Raw genomic sequence first — 19,760 nt, 5'->3', positions numbered from 1 at the left:
GTCGTCTAAGCTCAGCCTTAAGCAGGCTGAGCGACCTTAAACCCTCTAATAACATTGCTTAGCGTAATCACCGCGAATACCGCAATGACGATAGACAAGTGCCACGGTTGGCTTAATCCAAGTTGCACCAATGACATACTGACAATCGAAGAGACGATCATCTGTCCGCCACCTGATAACGCAGCCGCTGCGCCCGCTTGTTTTTTATAAGGCAGCATAACCATCGCTTGTGCACAAGGCAGTGCAATACCATTCCCTAAGATCATAAGCAGTTGCCCCAACATGAGGTAGATAGGCTCTAGCGGACAAAATAATAACCACAGGGCAGCTATTGCATGCAAAGCAGGTGTCCACAACAGCATTTTCTTACTGCCGATGATAGGACGAACACGATTACATATCGTGGTACCACAAATCATACCGAGGGCAGGGATCAGCGCCCATAACGCATACTCATCGGAATTCATTCCAATTTGATTTTGCATGATGAACGGCATGACAGAGACCGTAGTGATCATCAAGCTAAAATTGAGCCAACCGATGCTGGCAAAGCTCATAAAGTAACTAGAGCCTAGAAGCTCTCCATACTGGATAACCATCTTTTTTGGAGAAGGGATCGATGACTTCTCTGCCACTGTTTCTTTGAACAGAATCGCGATTGCCACCCAAGCGAGTGCTACATAACTAAACAGCGACACGAAGACCATGCTCCAGCCGAAGTGGAAGTTGATGAATCCACCAAGCACAGGCGCAATAACTGGTGTAATCGAGGCTGCCATTGCAATGTATGACATCGCCAGTGGTAGATCCGCTCCGCTGAACTGATCACGCGTGGATGCCCTAGCAAGTACCGCGCAGCAACCTGTTCCCACCCCTTGCAAGAATCGACCAAGCACCATGCCTTTGAAGGTGTCTTGCATCAAGATGATCATCACTAGACCCAAGAGAGCGATAACTAAGCCGGTCAGCAATACCTTTTTTCGACCGATAGCGTCAGAAATGGGACCATATAAAAATTGTGAAGGCCCAAAGCCCAGAAGGTAGATACCAACCAACAACTGTGCTTCATCTAGTGTGATGTTGAAATCTTTAGCTATCCAAGGCAGAGAGGGAAAGACTAAGCCCATGCTAAGTTGACCAACGCTGATGATCAGGCAGGCGAGAAGAATGACTTTATAGCGAATTCCTTGAGTCATTGAGATTCCGTATTAAATGGCAGAAAGGAGAGGGAATTTTGTATGACATATTACGCTAATAGACTGAGTGTTGGCTAGTTATTAAGATAAAAGTCATACTTATCCATAGAATGTCCGTATGATGCTGGCAGAGATTGAAAATTATCAAAGGGATTAGAGAGTTAGGATGAGTGAACGAGCAGTGAAAACGTCGAGCCAAGGAATCACTACCATCGAAGAGTTTGCCAAAGCCGCAGACTACTCATTAATGATGTCGCTTAACCGTGACCCTGACTCTGATGGCACTGGATACGACCATAAATTGAGGCAGGTGTTTACAGGACATTTTGTCCCCGTAAAACCCACACCTATTTCCGATCCTATCTACATTACTCACAGCCAATCACTATTTGAAGAACTTGGTTTAGAGGATGCATTAGCGCTAACAGATGAGTTCCGAAACGTTTTCTCAGGCCAGTTAAGCCAGGCACCTGAACCCATGGAAAAGTTCGGCTGGGCAACGGGTTACGCGCTTTCTATCTATGGTACTGAGTACATTGAACAGTGCCCATTCAAAACAGGTAACGGATATGGTGACGGTCGCGCCATGTCTATCTTTGAAGGTGTCTTCAACAATAAGCGTTGGGAAATGCAACTGAAAGGCGGTGGTCCTACACCTTATTGTCGAGGCGCAGATGGACGCGCGGTACTTCGCTCTAGCGTTAGAGAATTCCTCGCTCAAGAGCTGATGCATAGCTTGGGCATCCCCACAACGCGCTCACTTTGCTTGTTTGCCTCTCAGTCTGAAACGGTTGATAGACCTTGGTATCGTGAGGGTTCTCATTCAGAAAACCCAGATATTATGGTTTCCAACCCAGTGGCAATATCAACTCGTGTAGCATCGTCATTTCTAAGAGTAGGGCAGTTAGAGCTGTTTGGACGCAGAGCTCGCAGCGACGCTCACCCCGAAGCAATGCGTGAACTAGAGATGATCGTCGACCATGCCATTGAGCGCGAGTATTCAGGTCAAATTGATACCACACTACCTGCTGGCGAAAAGCTACTCGCCTTTGCCACAGCTTTTCGCGACAGACTTACAACGTTAGTGACCCACTGGATGCGCGTCGGATTCTGCCAAGGAAACTTCAATAGTGATAATTGTGCGATAGGCGGTTTCACCCTCGATTTCGGTCCGTTTGGTTTTGTTGAGCGCTTCGAACCTTACTATCAACCATGGACTGGCGGTGGTCGTCATTTTTCATTCTTCAACCAACCCCAAGCGGCAGAGAAAAACTTCGAAAGCTTTTGCTCGGCATTAATGCCTTTGATTCGTGAAGATTCCGCAGCGTTGGAGCAACTGGGGCAGATTCAAGATGATTTCGCACAAGTGATGCACGATAAACTGAGCGAAATGTGGACTGCAAAGCTAGGTCTTACAGAGTTCGACGGCGACCTTCTTCAAGAACTGTTTAAACTCATGATGATGACACATGTGGATTACACGATCTTTTTCCGTCAGCTGTCTTACCTTCCGAATGCTATATCTGAGCTTGAAGCCAGTTTCTATACGTCTCTAGATGAGGAACTGATGAATCAATGGAGTGACTGGTTAACGGAGTGGAGAAGCAAGCTTGATACAGCTATTAGTGAGCAGGAATTATCAACGCAAATGCAGGGCGTGAACCCTAAGTATACTTGGCGTGAGTGGTTAGTTGTGCCAGCGTATAAACAAGCAGAGCTTGGGGAATTTGGTTTAATTCATGAGTTGCAAGAAGTGTTTGGTGAACCTTATGGGGAGCAATCGAAAGAGGTTGAAGGGAAGTTTTATCTGTTGAGACCGTTGGAGCTTTTTGATGTGGGTGGGGTGACGCATTATAGTTGTTCGTCGTAGGTGCACAATATCCACTGCTTAGGCAAGAAATGTGATTAGTGCAAAGTACACCCAAAGTGGAAGAAGCACTCAAGCTGAATTGATCGTCATTCCGCACTTGGTGCGGAATCTACTTAACGCGGGCGCCCAAAGTTAAAATGTGCGAACTGGTGTTGCGTGAGGCTTTCAACTTGCTTTTGGACAGAATGAGTTTCGGCGAACCTAGTATTAGCAAATCACGAATTAGTATAAGCCCGAATTCAACGGCGAAGTGCGACACTCTCCAATATCAAGCAGCCAAAGCCATTTTGTTAAATATTATGGCTGGCTGTTTGAAGCCTAGACACTTTCTTGGTCGATAATTTATCCGCGATAGGGCGAACTCTATATCACTGTCTGTCACCGTCGATAGGTCGGTTCCTTTCTTCACATATTGCCTTAGAAGGCCGTTCGCATTTTCATTAGCACCTCGCTCCCAAGAGCTGTAGGGGTGAGCAAAGTACACATCTGCCTTGAGCGCTTTCGCGATGGCTTCATGACCAGCGAACTCTCGCCCGTTATCTGCGGTGATAGTATGCACATGCTCCTTGTAAGGCATCAGTAGATCTATTGTGGCCTGGGTAACATCATCGGCTGACTTAGATGGTACTTTCTTTACCAAGTAAAACCGTGTTTTGCGCTCTAAAATAGTCACCATTGCGCCTGTGCCATGCTTCCCGAGAACAGTGTCAATTTCCCAGTCACCAAACCGCTCTCTGCTGTCAACAATGCTTGGTCTGTCATCAATTGAAACGGCATTCTTAATCGCTGGAGCTTTCTCTTTTTTACCACGACGATACCGCTTATGGCCTTGTCTCAAGTGACGATATAATTTACCGCCTGAGCGCTTGTCGCTAGCAACAAAACGATAAATCCACTCATGGCTGACTGCTGCGCCAGCTTTCGTCAATACACTCGAAATCTGCTCTGGACTCCAATCCGCCTCTAGAAGAAGACGAATAAAGTCAACACGCTCCTTTGGTATTCGGTATTTAAGCGCAGCTCTTCGTCTCGTAATGGACAGCATCTGTGCCGTGCTTGGACAGTAATGGTTGCTTTTACGACCTCTTTTAAGCTCTCGATAAACCGTTGAGCGGTGGCACTGAACTGTTTTAGCTATTTCAGAAACTGAAATTCCCCGTTCCAAAAGAGCAGAAATCTGGTATCTTCTGCCCTCGGTCAACTGCTGATAATTCATGGTAGTACTGCTTGTTTCTTTGGCGAGAAGAGCGTACCACTTTCAGCAGTTGGCTTCCTCTTCTACACCTTCCCATGAATGTCGCACTTATTATCTGAAATCGGGAGTATGGAAAGTCACTAAGCTCACTGTCTTGCTTTTGCACAAATCTGACATTGATGAATGCCATAAGGTATCGATATAAACATCAATATATTGTATTATTGCATTTGTATTTATACTTATTAGGATTTTCTATGTTGATTCACGAATTTTCGAATAAGGACGTTACTGCTGAGCATGTAATTTTAGCTCAAGCAATATTAGCAGGGACTGCTCAAGGCGATAAAAATAAAGCACAACGCTTTATGACTTTTGTAAATGAGATTCCCGATGCGCCGACTGTGCCTAGCCTGATTCCACGCTTAAGTAAATTTATAAAGCGATTTAAAGCCAACTGACATTCAGAAAACGTTACACAGGGATGTGTAATTAAGATCACCAACTCCCCCTAACCACTACCTACTTTTAAACTCTATCTGACCCTGTGCTCGCTCTTTATCTGGCCATTGTTGTCGGAGGACAGTAGAGTTTGATCAATTTTAAAAACGTTTCTGGACAAAAATTTCTTGTTGATTCCAACCCCTCCGCTCACCAGATATTCGTCATCCTAACGAAAGTGAGGATCTCCTAAGGAGTGTAGGTGACTGAAAGTATTCGACTAAATCACACAATTCAACTTTTCAGCGCGCTGAATGAGATCCCCTTTTTCAAGGGGATGACGGTGATTTTGGGTATGGTTTGAAACACCGAATTGGGCAAAACTGAGTTATCCAAAACAGATTGCTACTCGTTGTGGCTAGATTCCTGCCTGCGCACTGACGAATCCCCAAAAAAATGACAAGCATGGCGAGTTGTGATCTTATGTAATCGCCAAAAAACAAAAGTACAACTCACGACGCCATGCTTATTACTAAATTCTGCCACAAAACCCTCCGCCAATCTCTAGCTGATTTCAATCATGCTAGAGTGAATTCATTGCTGACTGCCAGTAACGCACTTATTCGTTCTAATGAGTTGAGTCTGACGGCTATTGGTCGTTGTCTCGAAGGCTTAACCTCTGTTAAACACAAAATCAAACGTATCGACAGACTTCTCGGTAACAAAAAACTTCATAATGAGCGAGATAGTATTTATCGAGCCTTGTTCAAAGGCTTATTCGCTAAGCTTCCGTGCTATGTGGTAGCAGTCGATTGGAGTGGATGCTGTAACCGTGAACATTGGCTTCTAAGAGCTAGCTTGCTAGTAGATGGCAGGGCCATTCCTATCTACAACACGGTTGTAACGCAAGACAACCAAGAGAAGGAACATATCCATAATCAATTTCTCGACGTTTTAGCTACGATGCTTCCCGCGAACAAAACTGTCTATATCGTCACAGATGGCGGATTTAAAACACCGTGGTTCAAAAAAATAGAGAGCCTAGGTTGGTATTATCTCGGTCGAGTACGTGGTCGGATTTTTGGAAAAGTTGACGGTAGCTCATGGTGTTCAGTTTCAGACCTTGGAAAAAACGCGAATATAAAGGCTAAAAAGCTGGGTGATGGGTTACTTGGAAAAACATCGAAGAGCCAAGTGTCTTGCTCTTTTGTTAGCTACAAGGGGAAAGCAAAAAACCGGCATAAGGTAAAACAACGAAACAAAGGTATCTATCCTGATGCAGAAAGGACATACAAGTCCATTGCAAAAGAGCCGTGGGTATTAGTAACCAATGACTCGAAGTTAAGTCCAATGAAAGCTGTGATTTACTACAGCAAAAGAATGCAAATCGAACAGAACTTTCGGGATGATAAAAGCCAACGCTATGGGTTTTCTTGGCACCACAGCCAGACACAGAACTCAGAGCGGATCTCCATACTTTGTTTGATTGCTTGTATTGCAACTCTCGTTTTATGGGTGATCGGTTTTGCATCTGAAAGGAAAGGTATTAACCAAAAATATCAAGCAAATACGACGAAATCAAAACGTGTTTTGTCATTCTTAACGCTAACCAAAAACATGATATTAGATACAAGCAAAGCACAGTTGATTCGATTATTTAGCAGTGGGTTGGCGATACTCTCAAAAAACTATCTGAGAATTATCGACCAACCGTTGTTCTAAAAAATGGGGATCCCTCAGTGCCTGCGCAGGAAGGACGACATCTTGAGCTATTTATTAATCGAACTGGGCTCAGTGGCAAACTCTCTGGCGCCACTGAACCGTCCAACTACTACTTACCCCCAATACTCAACCTTGCAAACCTAACATCAGGCGCAAAGAAACTGCGGCTATCATTCGCAAGCTGTGTATCCCCAACAGCGTCGATCTCTTTCAACATCTTGTAGAAGTTACCCGCTACAGTGATACCGCGAACGGGTTGTACTCGTTTACCATCTCGGCATAAGAAACCGCTAGCGCCAAACGAGAAATCACCGCTGACCACATCAGCACCAGAGTGCACGCCTTGGAGTTCAACCAACTCTAAATATTCTCCAGCTTTCACTTCAGAGGCGCTACTTTGACCGGTAGCAATCACTTTGTGATTTGTGGAAACATCTAAGCTCGATTTTGCACCGCGCGCTGCGCTAGCCGTTGATACTGCACCAAGGTAGCTAGCAGTGTGGCTGTTGTGGAGTAGGGTACTTAATTGCCCGTTGGCGATTAGGATGTTGTCTTGCGTTGCAAAACCTTCACTATCAAATGCTGCGATGGCCATGCCGTTTGGCATGTATGCTGCGTCGGTTAGGGTGATTAGCTCGCTAGCGACAGATTGACCAACTTTATTCGCAAGTGGTGTGATGCCTTTCATTGCACTGACACCAGAGAATGCGCTGCCGAATGCTCCGAATAGGCTGCTTAGTGCACCGACATCAAAAATTGCTGAATATTCACCAGTAACAACCGGTGCACCATCAAGGAGGTCGCGTGCAAGGTTATAGCCTTGTTCGATGCAGTAGGTCGGGTCTAGTTCGTCGAAGCGTCGACCAACCGACACTTTACCGGCCATGGATTGCTTGCCATCTTTTTCGAATAAGGTGTAAGCGTAGCAACTAAACGAGCGCTCGAAGTGCTGGCATAGCGTGCCTTGAGTGTTGGCAAGGATCAGTTGGCTCTCGCCATCGGCATACCCGTTATAAGGAGCGCTTGAGGCATGAGGCAAGTCGAGAACGCCTTTTTCAAGTGCTAGAGACAGAGCGATTTTTTCATCTGCGGAGGTTGTATCTTGTTGCGCTATTTCTGCAATATCGGTGGTGATCTTGCTATCGACACAACTAATCGTTTGGTGCTCATCTTGTTTGGAGAAACGAGCACTTTGCAGCGCGTTGGTGAGCATCAAATCTAGGCTGGATTCTTCTAATGATTCAGAATAGCTAGTTGCAATACGTGCATCTTTGACAACTCGAACACCAAGTACTTGGCTTGAACTGACTTTGTATTCATCTAGCTGACCTTGGTTGGCCTTCAGTGAGAAACTGTTACTGCGATTGACGATAACGTCGGCTTCTGCACCTTGGCGTTTTGCCTCTGAGAGGACGTAATCAACAGCGCTGAGAAGTTGTTTGTCTTGGCTCATTAGTTTCCGCCTCCCACTAGAATGTTGTCCACTTTTAACGAAGGCTGACCAACCGTTGTTGGCACTGAGCCACTAACAGAGCCACACATACCCGGTGCTAGCGCCATGTCTTTGCCTACCATGCTGATCTCTTTGAGTACTTTAGGACCAGTACTGATAAGGGTCGCGGTTTTAAGCGGTTTAGTGATTTTGCCGTTTTCTACCAAGTACGCTTCGCGAACCACGAAGTTGAACTCTCCAGTACCTGGTTGAACTGAGCCACCGCCCATTTTTTTAGCGTAGATGCCGCGTTCTACACCCGCTAGCATGTCGTCTAGAGAGTGCTCACCTGCTTCAATAAAGGTGTTTCTCATGCGCGACGTAGGGGCAAATTTGTAGTTTTGGCGGCGTCCAGAGCCAGTGGGCTCAAAGCCGGTTTTCATGCCGCCCATTTTATCAACCATAAAGCTAGTGAGCTGACCATCTTTGATTAATTGAGTGCGCTGCGTTGGCATGCCCTCATCATCGACATGGATAGAGCCCCATTCATTGGTCATCGTGCCATCATCAACGGCACTTACCGCTGTATGCGCAATCATTTCACCCATTTTGTCATGGAAGACGGATGCTTTTTTGGCGACAGAGGTGGTCTCGAGTAAGTGCCCACAGGCCTCGTGGAAGATAACGCCACCAAATCCATTACCAATGATTACAGGCATTTCACCTGATGGACAGGCATCAGCACCAAGTTTGACGAGTGCTTGTTGGGCGATGGTCTGGCCGAGTTCTTTGGCATCCAACTGCTCACTAAACTCCCAGCCTGCTAGTGCGCCTGGACCTTCCATACCGGAGGATTGCTCATTACCTTTTTGAGCAACGGAGTTCCCCGACACGCGGATGTAATGACGCGTATCGTCAACGTGTAAGCCCTCTGAGTTGAAAATAGATACTTGCTGCTCTCGCTGCAGAACACTTCCGATAAATTGCGTGATGTATTCACTTTCAGCGCGAACTGCTGCATCGGTTTTTAGTAGAAACGCAATTTTTGAGTCCAAGTTGGCGTCTTTGCTCAGTGGCAAGCGGCACCCGTGTTGAACTGGGTAGCGGTTTAGATTCAAAGCACCTGCTGTTGCGATTTGCTCTCTCTTGTCTTTTGCTGCGAGTAGTGACGTTACGCGCTTTAGTTCAGCCTCATCAGTGTTGTTGGTGTAGCCGTATAACACTTTGTGACCAAAGAAGAGACGAATACCAATACCAAAATCGATACCTGAGTTAACTTTATCGACTTCACCAGACGCGATCTGGACAGAATTGGTTTGATGGTGTTCGACGAAAAGCTCTGCGAAATCAGCGCCGAGAAAGAGGGCGTGATCGATGACTGCTTTCGCCGTATCAGAATTTAACATGAAGTCTCCTTGTTCATAGAAGTTCCAATGTTCCTCATTTTGCCAGAGGATTATTGAAATATTAGCACTATTGCACGGCTAATTCTTCCATGTAATCAAAGGGAAATCGTATTCGCCCAAGATGGCTTGTAATGACGAAGCAAATTAGTTCACCTGCTATGAATCGGATTTTGGAGTTGGTTCGTAAGCAATCTAAGTCATTGAAAAGGAGTTCCCATGTTCTCATTCCTAAAACGAGATCCAGCAAGAAAACTAAAGAAAAGACACTCAATGTTGCTAGAGCAAGCGATGCGTGCTCAGAGAAATGGCGATATCAGAATGTACTCTAAACTCACAGCCGAGGCAGAGGAGCTCTTTGTTCATATCAAAAAGCTCTCTGCTGACGACTCTCAGTAGCTTAAGACTTAATCTTCAAGAATTAAGCAGGTCTACTTAGATACCTTTCTGATACTGTTGGTTTCTTGTCGGCGCGATCAGCGCTGTGACACCGCTCGATGCGTCATCACCTTTCCGAAGCAACTCCGCTTGGAATGCATTGATGATATCTAGCTTACTACCTAATACCTTGGTTTCGGTTTGGATGTCTCGAAGGTCAATAAATACATCCGTGATGAGATCACGATGATCACTAAGGACATCTAGGTTTAGCGTGTTCAAGTCGCTATAGATAGAGTTGTGCGAGCCTCTCTGCTTTTGAACGACGTATGGATTGTCTTTTAGATTGATGATAGAGGTGCGCTTGTCACAGCGTCTCAAGCAACCCTTATTGACCTTGATCTTCTTACAGCCTTCAGTTTGCTGGAACAAGCACTGGCGGCTAGTCAAAAGCGTATTCGGATGGTACACGCTGTAGAAGGTACGCATTTGATTAGGTCTGCGAATGTAGCGAAGCTGTTTGTTGCTCAACTCGTTAGATAAAAATGCGCCAGCGGCCGAGTATTCTTCTTCGAGACACTTGAGTGTGTATGAGTTCGTGGTGTTCATTTGTGGACCTGCGATCCATTTCAATCCATTGCTTTGCGCATAGAAGCCCACACCAGAGTTGTTGGTGATGAGTAAAGAGGGCTTGATAGTCTCGAGAAACACCTTCGCCGCTTCATAATCATCGCCGATCAAAATGGCAGGGAACCATGGTTTTAATTTTGGGTTACTCTCAAACAGAGCAATCATCGCAGGCAGCTCTGCTTTTAGTCCCATAGGGAGCTGAAAGTAAACATCGACATTGTCTTCAAGCGCGAGTGCTACATCCTCTCGTTCTGAAATCAATACAGAGAGAGGTTTGGTCTCAGTTAGCTCAGGGTTATTCGGAAGCGTTGCCAGTTTTGGCGCTTCGATGGCGCCCTTTAAGCTGGCTTTCGGGCGATCTGAGTTGATGTCCATCTTAGCGATCTCGGCATCAACATGTTGGATAATATCGGTTTTCTTGTCGTACAGACGCTTTTTGACGCTTTGAACATCATCGGTATTGGTGCATTGATAGACCTTTGAGAAATGCGTGACGGCATTATCTCTTGGATTATCAATGTACATGCTTTTGCCATAATTCCCTTTCAAAAACGCGTTTGAAAAATCGCGGTTAAACACTGTGTAGAGTTCAGTTGTGTCTTGCGACAGCGTTTCACCATCACACAGTCGATCAATCTGCTTACGCCAGTTGTCGATGACTGTGTAAACGTAATGTGGCTTTTTGATTCGACCTTCCACCTTGAGCGAATACACGCCAGCATCGGCAAGCGCTTGTAGATCACCAAATGCGGAGTTGTCTTTGAGGTTTAGCGGGTAGTCATAACCCTGTTTAGTGGTTTGGTACTGCTCTCGGCATGGTTGGCTGCATCGACCGCGGTTACCTGAGGCGCCATTGCGAGCAGAACTGATATAGCAAAGACCAGAAAAACCGATGCAGTAGGAGCCATGAACGAATACTTCCATCAAAACGTCATGTTGATGACCAAAGTGTGCGAGATGAGCAATTTCATCGATGTTCAACTCTCGGGATAGATTGACGCGACTTGCGGTCATCTTCTTAAGGTACTCAATTTGCCCTGTGTTGTGGGTATTTAACTGAGTTGATGCGTGAACATCCAACGCAGGGAAATGATGCTTTAGAAGATAGGCTAAGCCAAGATCCTGAACGATAACGCCATCGATGTCTGTATCGACTAACTGGGCGAGAAGCCTCATTACCGCAGCAATTTCACTCTCGAGAATTAGGACGTTAAGGGTAAGGAAAACTTGGCATTGATTGGCGTGAGCCAGTTCGAGAACGCCATTTAAGTTATCTAGTGTCAGGTTAGCAGCGCGATTACGCGCGTTAAAACGATCCAGTCCACAGTAAACCGCATCAGCACCCGCTGCAATTGCTGCTTTGATTGATTCTACGTCACCGCCCGGTGCTAATAACTCAAACTGATCTCGTGTCACGACCATACCCCTAAAAAAAGTGAGGGCGTAGTCTACAGGAATTAGTGACGAATTTCGTTAGTTAATTAGAGGTAGTTGTGGACGAAAGTAGGAAGGAACATGAAGTGGTGTAAAAAACGAGAAAAGGTGGCATCTGCCACCTTTTCGTTAAAGTAAAGCTCAATTACTGCATTTCTTTCATTGCAGAGACCACTGACGGGTCGTTAAGTAGGTTGAACAGTAAGCTTTTTGCTGAAGAACGCTGAGAGTCAGAAAGTTTCTTCGTTGGGTTTTCACGCGTTTGCGTTAGGATGTTTTTGACGAATCGACTGTTGGTACCAGACAACTCATACACAAAACGAAGCGTATCCATCAGTTCATCTTGAGGCAGGCTGTATACTGCCATCTCGCAGCTCAGTCCATCCATAGCGAGTAGGTTATTTACGACCTCGCGTCGCTCAGCATTAAACTTTTCTTTGGCAATGTAGCCGTCGATCAACGCTTGTACACGGTCTGCGATAGCAACAGGTACTTCCATGGTTTTTGTTTCGTAAGTCATCGCTGATTCTACTCCTTCGACTGGGATGTTTTTATCGTCACTGACTAGGCATGAAAAGTGAGTCGATGCCAAAATGTTCAGTCTTGTGACATTGTTTGCCTTACCACTTCTAGTCAGGCTTTTCATTTGTTCATAATGACAGAAAAACATTTCGAATAGTAGGGCAACTCGGGGCTCACGTTCTATTTGATAGATTCTTAAGCAATTTTGAACTCGCAGAGAGGGTAAATCCGTACCACACTTTTATTATCGTTAATGTGGAGTTTGGAAAGATGGAACGACGTGATTTCCTAGCATTGTGCTCTGTGTTTGTTGCTAGCCCGGTACTGGCAAACACAAAACTACAAAAAACGCCATCTCAAGCAGAGGGGCCCTTTTACCCAGTGACAACTATTCCCGTTCGCTCAGATCTGATTATCGAGAGCGACGAAGTCGAAGGTGAAAGCATGAACTTAGTTGGGCGAGTGGTAGATATTCAAGGTAATCCAATCTCTGATATCAGGGTTGAAATCTGGCAGTGTGATGGAAGAGGGGTCTATGACCATCCACGGCAACCTAACGTTGAGAGATTCGATAAAAACTTCGCAGGCTTTGGCGCGCTTCAAAGTGATGAAAGAGGGCAGGTACAATTTAGAACTCTATTTCCAGTCCCCTACACAGGCAGACCTCCGCACATACATGTAAAGCTTTGGCAGAATCAACGAGAGTTGTTGACGACGCAACTTTACCTCAAAGGCAAGACAGGTAACGAGTGGTGGGGCGGTAGCGAGCGAGATTTACTGCAAATGGATGTGAACAAAGATGGCAAAGGAGAGTGGACAACGCAGTTCCAGTTCGTGGTCTGACGTTGCCCATCTATTTAGCACTTATGCGCCGCTCTGTACGGGTTGATAACGCCCGGGCTTGTGGTTCATCGCCAAGATCAGATTGGTTGCGATAGCACCCAATACAGAGAGTGCGATTAGATAGATATCGACAACAAACAGAGAAAGTACAACGATGGAGCAATCCAGTGCCATTTGCACTTTGCCTGCACGGATACCGAATCGCTCTTGTAAGAACAGCGCCAAGATATTGAACCCGCCTAGGCTCATCTTATGTCGAAAGATCACGAGCATGCCCATACCAATCAAGCCACCACCTATTAACGCGGCGTAAATTGGCTCGATGTGCGAGATCTGAATGACGTGGTGTAAGTGGTCCACAGCGAAAGAGACGATACTAACCGCAATAAAGGTGTTGATCGTGAACTGCCACCCCATGCGGGTGACTGACAAAATATAGAAAGGCAGGTTTAATGCAAAAAATACCTGTCCGAAGCTAAGCGTGGTGACCTTAGTGATAAACAGGGCAAGACCGGCTGTTCCGCCTGTTAACAAGCCAACCTGATTAAAGAAGATAACACCTAGAGATACCAAAGCACTCCCGAGCGTTAGGGCGAGCAAATTCTCGCGCAGGCTATGATCTTTATCCATAAAGAAAATTCCAATTTATAGACGCCAAAAGGGGCGTGTTGTTACAAGTGATTGGCGGCGATGTTAGCCTTCTATGGATACTTATGTCGATAACGTGGCGAATTTTCGATTTTTAATGAGTGTTTCGTTAGATTTACACATGAGGTGGCTAACGAGGCCGTTTTAGCCTCGTCTAGCTTCTACTTCCATACTGCGAAGAATGTAATCTGTCATCCATGCGGTTGCCAATAAACACATCCATACGACAACAACTTGATGGGGAACTTCGACTTTTGACCATACTACCAAGGTTGCAAAGCCAACTGCTGGGACTGTCCAATAGATGAGTTTGTTCCAGCGAAAACCTTTGAGGTCAGATAGGCTTTCGAGGGAGGCAATAATACCGGTGATGGAAAGAGCGACGACGATGGTATAAGCCTGATCGGTAAACCATAGGGGTAAGATGAGTGCCAATACCCACCAATTTTGCTTGCGAGAAGTGTTCTTGCGTCTCGCCGCCCACCAGATGACACAAATAGAGACCATTTGAACCAGAGTAATCAGTGGTGAGCCATCGAGTGTTCCGAGTATCTGACTGACCATGATGCCCGCTTGTAAGGCACTAACGATGGCTGCAGTAATGATTCGGACGTTGCGGTTGCTGCGTTTTGAAAATGCAACGAAGAGCAGTGGGAACAGCGTCCATTGTGTCACAGATAGAGAGATGGATTGATAAGGTAGCGTGAGTCCGTAACAGAGCATTCCTGCAAGAAGCACAAGTCCACTGGCACCTTTACGAGGCAGTATCCATAGCGCTGGAATGACTAATGCGAGAACAGAGATATCACCATCACTAACACCAATCGCTTTTGCGCAGGTGATGGCGAGTAAAGTGGTGATGACAAAATGCAAAGTAGAAAACATCAGAACCCTCTTATATTTAAGAAGTGAAATCCTTAGTCACAGAAACAGAGCTTTTCGTTTGAATGTAAAACGTAAACAAGGACCTAACCGGAAGATTAGGTCCATAAAGTAGCGTTAAATCGAGAGTGCTGAGTAAAGCACACCAAGCGTACCAAGAGTGAAGATAAGCAGTACCGCTTTGCTCGACATCTCGCCGTTGTTCTCGGTCGCTTTACCAAACAGACCAAATACCAACGGATGCACCAAGAATGGTGTCGCGAAGATGAAGGTGATCATGCTTGCTGCACTATCGCCAAACATTCCGCCTTGTGTTGCCGCAAACAAGCCGAAGTGAGACAGACCAGAAGCTGCTGCCATCGATGCGTGTTCAATAGGCATACCGGCGAAGTGTAGAATCGTGAAACTGCCGAATACCGCAACAATCTGCCAGCCAAACGAGAACTGCATCAGACCCTTAACTTCAACTGCATGGTCACCATTCGCTTTACGAAGGTTCTTGGTTGCAAGATACACACAAGCCAAGCCTGCAAGCACGAGAGGCAGTGTCCAACCAACAAGCAATGCGCCACGCTCTGCACTTGCCGCAAGAATAGTAAATACAAAGATATGACCAAGGAATGGAATATTGATCATGATTGGCGCGCGAGCCGCTGCCGTATAGCCGAAGTCACCTGCAGTACATGCGCCTGTTAAGCCAGAGTGAGACAAACCACCTGCCATACCTGGGGCTAGGTTACGAACGTGGTTCGCTTTCGCTAGGAAGATAAGGATAGTTAGACCACCAAACATCCAGAACATTTGACCTGCAAAGCCATAAACGATAACGCTTTGTAGACCAGGGATGCTAAATGCTTCAAGCATGTGTGAACCACCAACCAAGAAAGTACCGGTCAGTAGAACTGGGATGCCTGCAAACAACAGTGAGTTTAGTGTCGGGCCTGCTTTCCAATGTGGAAGCAACATACCTAAGCCAGATGAAATGATCATAGCGAAGAAGATTTGCGGCAAACCAATCACACTAGCAACTAGATGAGAGAGTCTTAGCGACAACATCATAATGATGACGATCGTCAGAACCTCGACCACACCCTTAAATAGGTAGGTACGCATCTTAGCGACTTCTTTTTTACTATCGACGAAGATGATGGCAACGCCGATACACAGGTACGCCATCGCAAGGTAGGATTCACCCATTGGGTGAGAAGCACTACGACCTGTTAGCAACGCTGAAATCATCTCGATACCCATCAGCAATACAAACGCGCGAATGATGTAGACGAATTGAGTACTCGTGGTGCCAAAGAAAACTTCATTCTTTGCAGGAACAGCTAACACATCAACGTGACCTGTCTCCTTTGAAAGCAGACGACGGATTTCTTGTCCACCGACAAAGAACGTCGCGATCAAGGCAATGACGGTCGTTTGGCTTAAAAGCACGATAGCAGGGAACTCTTGAAGTCCCGGGGTAGCAAGACCTGTTTTTACAAACAAGGTACCCATAAGCAGACCAAGTACAACGATAACTAAAACAGCTGAGTACTTAGTATTAGCGACGATGGTTCTTGAAAGCAGAACCATGATGACAACAGCCACCATTGAAAACAATAAATGATTAAAAGAAATCAGATACGAAAAGTGTTCCATTAATTACACCAGATAAGTCTTTGAAAATGGCAGCACTAGCGAGCCATAAATTTATGGCGGCGATCCTATAAGAATTCACTGGTGTGATGTACTTCGAAAATGTAACGGCTGAAACATTTAATCATACAAATGAATGTAAGGTCGGTTTTTATTGTTTGTGGTTATCTGTAATATTTTATGAAAGACTTTAAAAAACAAGTAGTAAGCGAGGTTGGTAAACTTACGTGCTTTTGGGGACTTCTGTTTTTTCGAGGTTTTTGCTCGATATAACGGTTGAATGCGAAGTCGAGTGCATAGCTTAGTTTGACGTCTGCATAGCTTAGTTTGACGTCGATAGATTAGCATCTCACAATGAGGTAAAGCATTAATGTATGGAGAGCTATGAACTTTCTCGCCCACTTACACATCGCAGAGCATTGCAGTAGTAGCTTACTAGGCAATTTATTGGGAGACTTTGTCAAAGGTGACCCAACAAAGAACTATCAAGACGATATTGCCCAAGGCATCATGCTGCATCGATTTGTTGACTCCTACACAGACAACCATCTCATTATGAAGCAGTGTAAAACCTTGTTCGACTCTGACTTAAAACGGTTCGCCCCGATTGCGATGGATATGTTTTGGGATCACTGCCTTGCAAAACACTGGTCTCGATTTCATCACCAGTCACTCACTCGATTTGTAGATAATGCAGAACTGACCATTAAGCAGACTTCGGCACCTTTACCTGACCGTTTTGTGCGAATGAGTACACATATGTGGCAAGGGCGTTGGCTAGAGTCGTATCAAGAGTTCGATAACATCAAGTTTGCCTTGGAGCGTATGTCCTTGCGTAGCATGCGCATGGCACCATTGGCAGAGTGCGGTGAACAACTTGAAATGCACTATCAAGAATTTTCAGAGTTTTTCAATCAGTTGTACCCTGAGGTGCTAGAGAAGGCAAAACAACAAACTCGCAAGTAGTTAGGCGAGAATAGCATTAACCTAGCGCTTTGTTTCTGTTACACTCGCGACCCTTTTGAATACTTCCTGTTGGCGACGTTATGACAGACAAGACTTTACTCGATACTGCCAGTGAGCAGTCCACTTTTGATGCTTTTGCGTTTAACGATACGTTAAAGCAAAACCTTGCTGACCTAAACTACACGTCGCCGACACCAATTCAGGAAAAAGCCATTCCTTTTGTATTGGACGGCAAAGACATACTTGCAGGCGCACAAACAGGCACGGGTAAGACCGCAGCGTTTGGATTGCCATTGATTCAGCAGTTGCTGGATGAGCCTAAAGCGAGAGAGCCAGAGAGTAAGGTAATCCGTTCATTGATCCTCACGCCAACGCGTGAACTGGCTCAACAGGTTTTCGATAGTCTGGTTCAGCTCACCAAATCAACCGATTTAAAAGTGGTTGTCGCGTACGGTGGTACCAGCATTGGTGTGCAGACTAAGAATCTTCGTGGTGGTGCCGACATTCTAGTGGCAACGCCGGGTCGTCTCCTTGACCATCAGCACACTCGTAACTTGACGCTTGCCGAATGTGAATACCTAGTGCTAGACGAAGCTGACCGCATGTTAGACATGGGCTTTATGCCGGACCTTAACCGTATCCTAAAACGGTTACCAAAAGAGCGTCAAAACATGATGTTTTCGGCGACCTTTGAGCAGCGGATTAAAGCGCTTGCGCATCGTATTATGAATCAGCCAGTAGAGGTCCAAGTTACACCAGCGAACTCGACGGCAGATACCGTAAAACAGATGGTTTACCCCGTTGATAAGAAGCGTAAGCACGAATTGCTTGCCTACTTGATTGGTTCTCGTAACTGGCAGCAGGTCCTTGTGTTCACTAAAACAAAGCAAGGCAGTGATGCACTTGCTAAAGAGCTCAAGTTAGACGGTATTAAAGCGGTGTCCATTAATGGCGATAAGAGCCAAGGAGCACGTCAAAAAGCGCTAGACGACTTTAAGTCGGGCGCAGTGAGAGCATTGATCGCGACCGATGTTGCAGCGCGTGGTTTGGATATCCAACAGCTAGAGCAAGTGGTGAACTACGACTTACCGTATAAAGCGGAAGACTATATTCACCGCATCGGTCGTACAGGACGCGCAGGGCAGGCAGGTCTTGCCGTTTCGCTGATGAGCCACGATGAACAATACTTGTTAGAGGCGATAGAGCGTTTGCTCGACAATCGCTTACCTCAAGAATGGCTAGCAGGGTTTGAACCAAGCCCAGAATCAGAAATAGATCCTGATAGAGCACCACGCCGAAGAGGTCGAGGCGCAGATAAGCGCAAGATGAAGGCGAAACTAAAGATACACGCTAATCGCGGTAAGAAACGCTAAAAAAACCAACTGAAAAAGACAAGCTGAGGCCTGTCTTTTTTAGTTTTTACACTCTGCCAATGGAATTTTTTGTCTCATACAATCAGTCTTTTAATGAGAATGACTATCACTTGTTAATTTATGGTTACAATTGTTAACTAGCTATTAAGGGGTAGGCTTGGTTAATATTTGTGCAGCCAAGGAGGAGTGTATGAGACGATTTGAGAACATACTATTTGCTACCCAAGGTTTACCGGGGCACAGTGATGCACTGGCGCAGGCTATTATGCTGGCGGCCAACAATCGCGTTCCAGTTAAGGGGTTGATTGCCAGTCCCACCTTTCCAGATGATCTCTCCGAGTATCAGCATGCCTATGAGAGCTCGTTGCAAGATTCTCTTAACCAAAGCGTGATTAAAACCAAAAATGACGTTGGTCTGTCAGATGATGAGGTGCTTTTTCCGATTGAGGTTCAAAGTAGCGAACAGCCCGCGGTTTGCATCATTAGGCATGTTCTCAACAACCACAACGACTTAGTCATCAAAGAAGCGGAACCAATCACCGATGGTGGCGATGGTTTCAAAGCGATCGACATGACGTTGCTGCGTAAATGTCCAAGCCCCGTGTGGCTTCATAGACCTACCTCCAAGCCTAAACAAAAACGACGAGTCGCGGTTGCGATTGACCCTGTCGCTTCGACGCAGGAACAACATGCCTTAGCCCTGCGACTGTTAGAGCTATCGCGTTCGATCGCTGATAGTTGCGATAGTCGGCTTCATGTTATTTCGTGCTGGCAACACTACATGGAAAATTACATAGACAGAAATACGTGGGTCAAGATTGAGCATGAAGATGTGGCGAAGGAAGTTGAAGAAGAAAGAGTTCGACATGAAGAAGCGCTGCAAGCTTTGATTGATGAGTCGGGAATAAAAGGAAGTATCGTCATCCATCATCTTCACGGTAAAGCGGACGATCAGATTCCAAAGTGTGTAAGAGAGCGTGATGTAGACGTGTTAGTAATGGGTACTGTTGCTCGAACGGGCATATCTGGATTTGTGATCGGCAATACAGCAGAAAACGTACTTCAATCGATCCACTGCTCGCTGGTTGCACTCAAGCCGCAGGGCTTCAAAACACCAATAGCAAGTTGAAACAAATCAAACAGAACTGACAACCATAGGGAGAACGGAGTTAATCAAGCGT

General features: G+C 45.8%; 17 protein-coding genes. 8 read left to right on the top strand and 9 right to left on the bottom strand.

Annotation, left to right across the window (positions count from 1 at the left end; translation table 11 throughout):
• Positions 1-17 precede the first annotated feature (17 nt).
• On the bottom strand, positions 18-1,196 hold the full coding sequence (locus AC6I8U_RS17315) for a multidrug effflux MFS transporter (protein ID WP_498019058.1): 1,179 nt from the start codon (positions 1,194-1,196) through the stop codon (positions 18-20).
• A gap of 166 nt (positions 1,197-1,362) precedes the next feature.
• Here AC6I8U_RS17315 and AC6I8U_RS17310 point away from each other — a divergent pair, with 166 nt between their 5' ends.
• The gene (locus tag AC6I8U_RS17310) at positions 1,363-3,066 is read left to right on the top strand and encodes a protein adenylyltransferase SelO (RefSeq protein ID WP_498019057.1); all 1,704 of its coding nucleotides are present in this window, start codon (positions 1,363-1,365) and stop codon (positions 3,064-3,066) included.
• A gap of 268 nt (positions 3,067-3,334) precedes the next feature.
• Here AC6I8U_RS17310 and AC6I8U_RS17305 read toward each other — a convergent pair whose 3' ends face one another.
• Entirely contained in the window at positions 3,335-4,282 is a 948-nt protein-coding gene (locus AC6I8U_RS17305; protein WP_498018479.1) for an IS30 family transposase, read from the bottom strand.
• Positions 4,283-4,518: 236 nt separating this feature from the next.
• On the opposite strand from AC6I8U_RS17305, the gene AC6I8U_RS17300 reads away from it, so the two are divergent.
• Both AC6I8U_RS17300 and AC6I8U_RS17295 read left to right on the top strand, forming a co-directional pair.
• On the top strand, positions 4,519-4,722 hold the full coding sequence (locus AC6I8U_RS17300) for a pyrophosphatase (protein ID WP_498019056.1): 204 nt from the start codon (positions 4,519-4,521) through the stop codon (positions 4,720-4,722).
• Positions 4,723-5,224: 502 nt separating this feature from the next.
• Positions 5,225-6,424 carry an IS4 family transposase gene (locus AC6I8U_RS17295; protein ID WP_498019055.1) on the top strand — a complete coding sequence of 400 codons (1,200 nt, stop codon included), beginning with the start codon at positions 5,225-5,227 and terminating at the stop codon, positions 6,422-6,424.
• 109 nt (positions 6,425-6,533) lie between these two features.
• Here the strand turns inward: AC6I8U_RS17295 and AC6I8U_RS17290 are convergent, their stop codons facing one another.
• Together AC6I8U_RS17290 and AC6I8U_RS17285 are read right to left on the bottom strand one after the other, a co-directional pair.
• Positions 6,534-7,877 carry a TldD/PmbA family protein gene (locus tag AC6I8U_RS17290; protein ID WP_498019054.1) on the bottom strand — a complete coding sequence of 448 codons (1,344 nt, stop codon included), beginning with the start codon at positions 7,875-7,877 and terminating at the stop codon, positions 6,534-6,536.
• Complete coding sequence (locus tag AC6I8U_RS17285; RefSeq protein WP_498019053.1) at positions 7,877-9,262, bottom strand: TldD/PmbA family protein; 1,386 nt, start codon at positions 9,260-9,262, stop codon at positions 7,877-7,879. The genes AC6I8U_RS17290 and AC6I8U_RS17285 overlap by 1 nt, the downstream gene beginning before the upstream one ends.
• Positions 9,263-9,478: 216 nt before the next feature.
• Between AC6I8U_RS17285 and AC6I8U_RS17280 the strand changes: the two genes are divergently transcribed.
• Positions 9,479-9,658 (top strand): DUF6435 family protein, encoded by a 180-nt coding sequence (locus tag AC6I8U_RS17280; protein WP_498019052.1) that lies wholly within the window; start codon positions 9,479-9,481, stop codon positions 9,656-9,658.
• A gap of 36 nt (positions 9,659-9,694) precedes the next feature.
• Here AC6I8U_RS17280 and AC6I8U_RS17275 read toward each other — a convergent pair whose 3' ends face one another.
• Positions 9,695-11,683 carry a U32 family peptidase gene (locus AC6I8U_RS17275; protein ID WP_498019051.1) on the bottom strand — a complete coding sequence of 663 codons (1,989 nt, stop codon included), beginning with the start codon at positions 11,681-11,683 and terminating at the stop codon, positions 9,695-9,697.
• A gap of 163 nt (positions 11,684-11,846) precedes the next feature.
• Complete coding sequence (locus AC6I8U_RS17270; protein WP_234497839.1) at positions 11,847-12,221, bottom strand: hypothetical protein; 375 nt, start codon at positions 12,219-12,221, stop codon at positions 11,847-11,849.
• A 272-nt stretch (positions 12,222-12,493) separates the two neighbouring features.
• On the opposite strand from AC6I8U_RS17270, the gene AC6I8U_RS17265 reads away from it, so the two are divergent.
• The gene (locus AC6I8U_RS17265) at positions 12,494-13,066 is read left to right on the top strand and encodes a dioxygenase family protein (protein WP_498019050.1); all 573 of its coding nucleotides are present in this window, start codon (positions 12,494-12,496) and stop codon (positions 13,064-13,066) included.
• 21 nt (positions 13,067-13,087) lie between these two features.
• Here AC6I8U_RS17265 and AC6I8U_RS17260 read toward each other — a convergent pair whose 3' ends face one another.
• From AC6I8U_RS17260 to AC6I8U_RS17250, 3 genes are all read right to left on the bottom strand, one after another.
• Positions 13,088-13,696: a DUF6198 family protein gene (locus AC6I8U_RS17260; RefSeq protein WP_498019049.1), complete on the bottom strand. Its 609-nt coding sequence runs from the start codon at positions 13,694-13,696 to the stop codon at positions 13,088-13,090.
• A 162-nt stretch (positions 13,697-13,858) separates the two neighbouring features.
• Positions 13,859-14,602, bottom strand: coding sequence for a VP0952 family biofilm-associated protein (locus tag AC6I8U_RS17255; protein ID WP_498019672.1), 744 nt, complete (start codon positions 14,600-14,602; stop codon positions 13,859-13,861).
• 111 nt (positions 14,603-14,713) lie between these two features.
• Positions 14,714-16,243: a hypothetical protein gene (locus AC6I8U_RS17250; protein WP_042470296.1), complete on the bottom strand. Its 1,530-nt coding sequence runs from the start codon at positions 16,241-16,243 to the stop codon at positions 14,714-14,716.
• 381 nt (positions 16,244-16,624) lie between these two features.
• On the opposite strand from AC6I8U_RS17250, the gene AC6I8U_RS17245 reads away from it, so the two are divergent.
• The 3 genes from AC6I8U_RS17245 to AC6I8U_RS17235 all read left to right on the top strand — a co-directional run bounded on the left by AC6I8U_RS17245 (position 16,625) and on the right by AC6I8U_RS17235 (position 19,708).
• Positions 16,625-17,206, top strand: coding sequence for an acyl carrier protein phosphodiesterase (locus AC6I8U_RS17245; RefSeq protein ID WP_498019048.1), 582 nt, complete (start codon positions 16,625-16,627; stop codon positions 17,204-17,206).
• A gap of 80 nt (positions 17,207-17,286) precedes the next feature.
• Positions 17,287-18,579 carry a DEAD/DEAH box helicase gene (locus tag AC6I8U_RS17240; protein ID WP_498019047.1) on the top strand — a complete coding sequence of 431 codons (1,293 nt, stop codon included), beginning with the start codon at positions 17,287-17,289 and terminating at the stop codon, positions 18,577-18,579.
• A gap of 190 nt (positions 18,580-18,769) precedes the next feature.
• Positions 18,770-19,708 (top strand): universal stress protein, encoded by a 939-nt coding sequence (locus AC6I8U_RS17235; protein WP_498019046.1) that lies wholly within the window; start codon positions 18,770-18,772, stop codon positions 19,706-19,708.
• Positions 19,709-19,760 lie beyond the last annotated feature (52 nt).

The sequence above is a fragment of the Vibrio sp. KUL80 genome (genome assembly GCF_059725495.1).
This window is presented reverse-complemented; position numbering and strand designations above follow the sequence as displayed.

Excerpts from the sequence above, each read along its gene's own strand:
- AC6I8U_RS17315 (WP_498019058.1), bottom strand. The coding sequence starts at position 1,196 with ATGACTCAAGGAATTCGCTATAAAGTCATTCTTCTCGCCTGCCTGATC.
- AC6I8U_RS17310 (WP_498019057.1), top strand. The coding sequence starts at position 1,363 with ATGAGTGAACGAGCAGTGAAAACGTCGAGCCAAGGAATCACTACCATC.
- AC6I8U_RS17305 (WP_498018479.1), bottom strand. The coding sequence starts at position 4,282 with ATGAATTATCAGCAGTTGACCGAGGGCAGAAGATACCAGATTTCTGCT.
- AC6I8U_RS17300 (WP_498019056.1), top strand. The coding sequence starts at position 4,519 with ATGTTGATTCACGAATTTTCGAATAAGGACGTTACTGCTGAGCATGTA.
- AC6I8U_RS17295 (WP_498019055.1), top strand. The coding sequence starts at position 5,225 with ATGCTTATTACTAAATTCTGCCACAAAACCCTCCGCCAATCTCTAGCT.
- AC6I8U_RS17290 (WP_498019054.1), bottom strand. The coding sequence starts at position 7,877 with ATGAGCCAAGACAAACAACTTCTCAGCGCTGTTGATTACGTCCTCTCA.
- AC6I8U_RS17285 (WP_498019053.1), bottom strand. The coding sequence starts at position 9,262 with ATGTTAAATTCTGATACGGCGAAAGCAGTCATCGATCACGCCCTCTTT.
- AC6I8U_RS17280 (WP_498019052.1), top strand. The coding sequence starts at position 9,479 with ATGTTCTCATTCCTAAAACGAGATCCAGCAAGAAAACTAAAGAAAAGA.
- AC6I8U_RS17270 (WP_234497839.1), bottom strand. The coding sequence starts at position 12,221 with ATGACTTACGAAACAAAAACCATGGAAGTACCTGTTGCTATCGCAGAC.
- AC6I8U_RS17265 (WP_498019050.1), top strand. The coding sequence starts at position 12,494 with ATGGAACGACGTGATTTCCTAGCATTGTGCTCTGTGTTTGTTGCTAGC.
- AC6I8U_RS17260 (WP_498019049.1), bottom strand. The coding sequence starts at position 13,696 with ATGGATAAAGATCATAGCCTGCGCGAGAATTTGCTCGCCCTAACGCTC.
- AC6I8U_RS17250 (WP_042470296.1), bottom strand. The coding sequence starts at position 16,243 with ATGGAACACTTTTCGTATCTGATTTCTTTTAATCATTTATTGTTTTCA.
- AC6I8U_RS17245 (WP_498019048.1), top strand. The coding sequence starts at position 16,625 with ATGAACTTTCTCGCCCACTTACACATCGCAGAGCATTGCAGTAGTAGC.
- AC6I8U_RS17240 (WP_498019047.1), top strand. The coding sequence starts at position 17,287 with ATGACAGACAAGACTTTACTCGATACTGCCAGTGAGCAGTCCACTTTT.
- AC6I8U_RS17235 (WP_498019046.1), top strand. The coding sequence starts at position 18,770 with ATGAGACGATTTGAGAACATACTATTTGCTACCCAAGGTTTACCGGGG.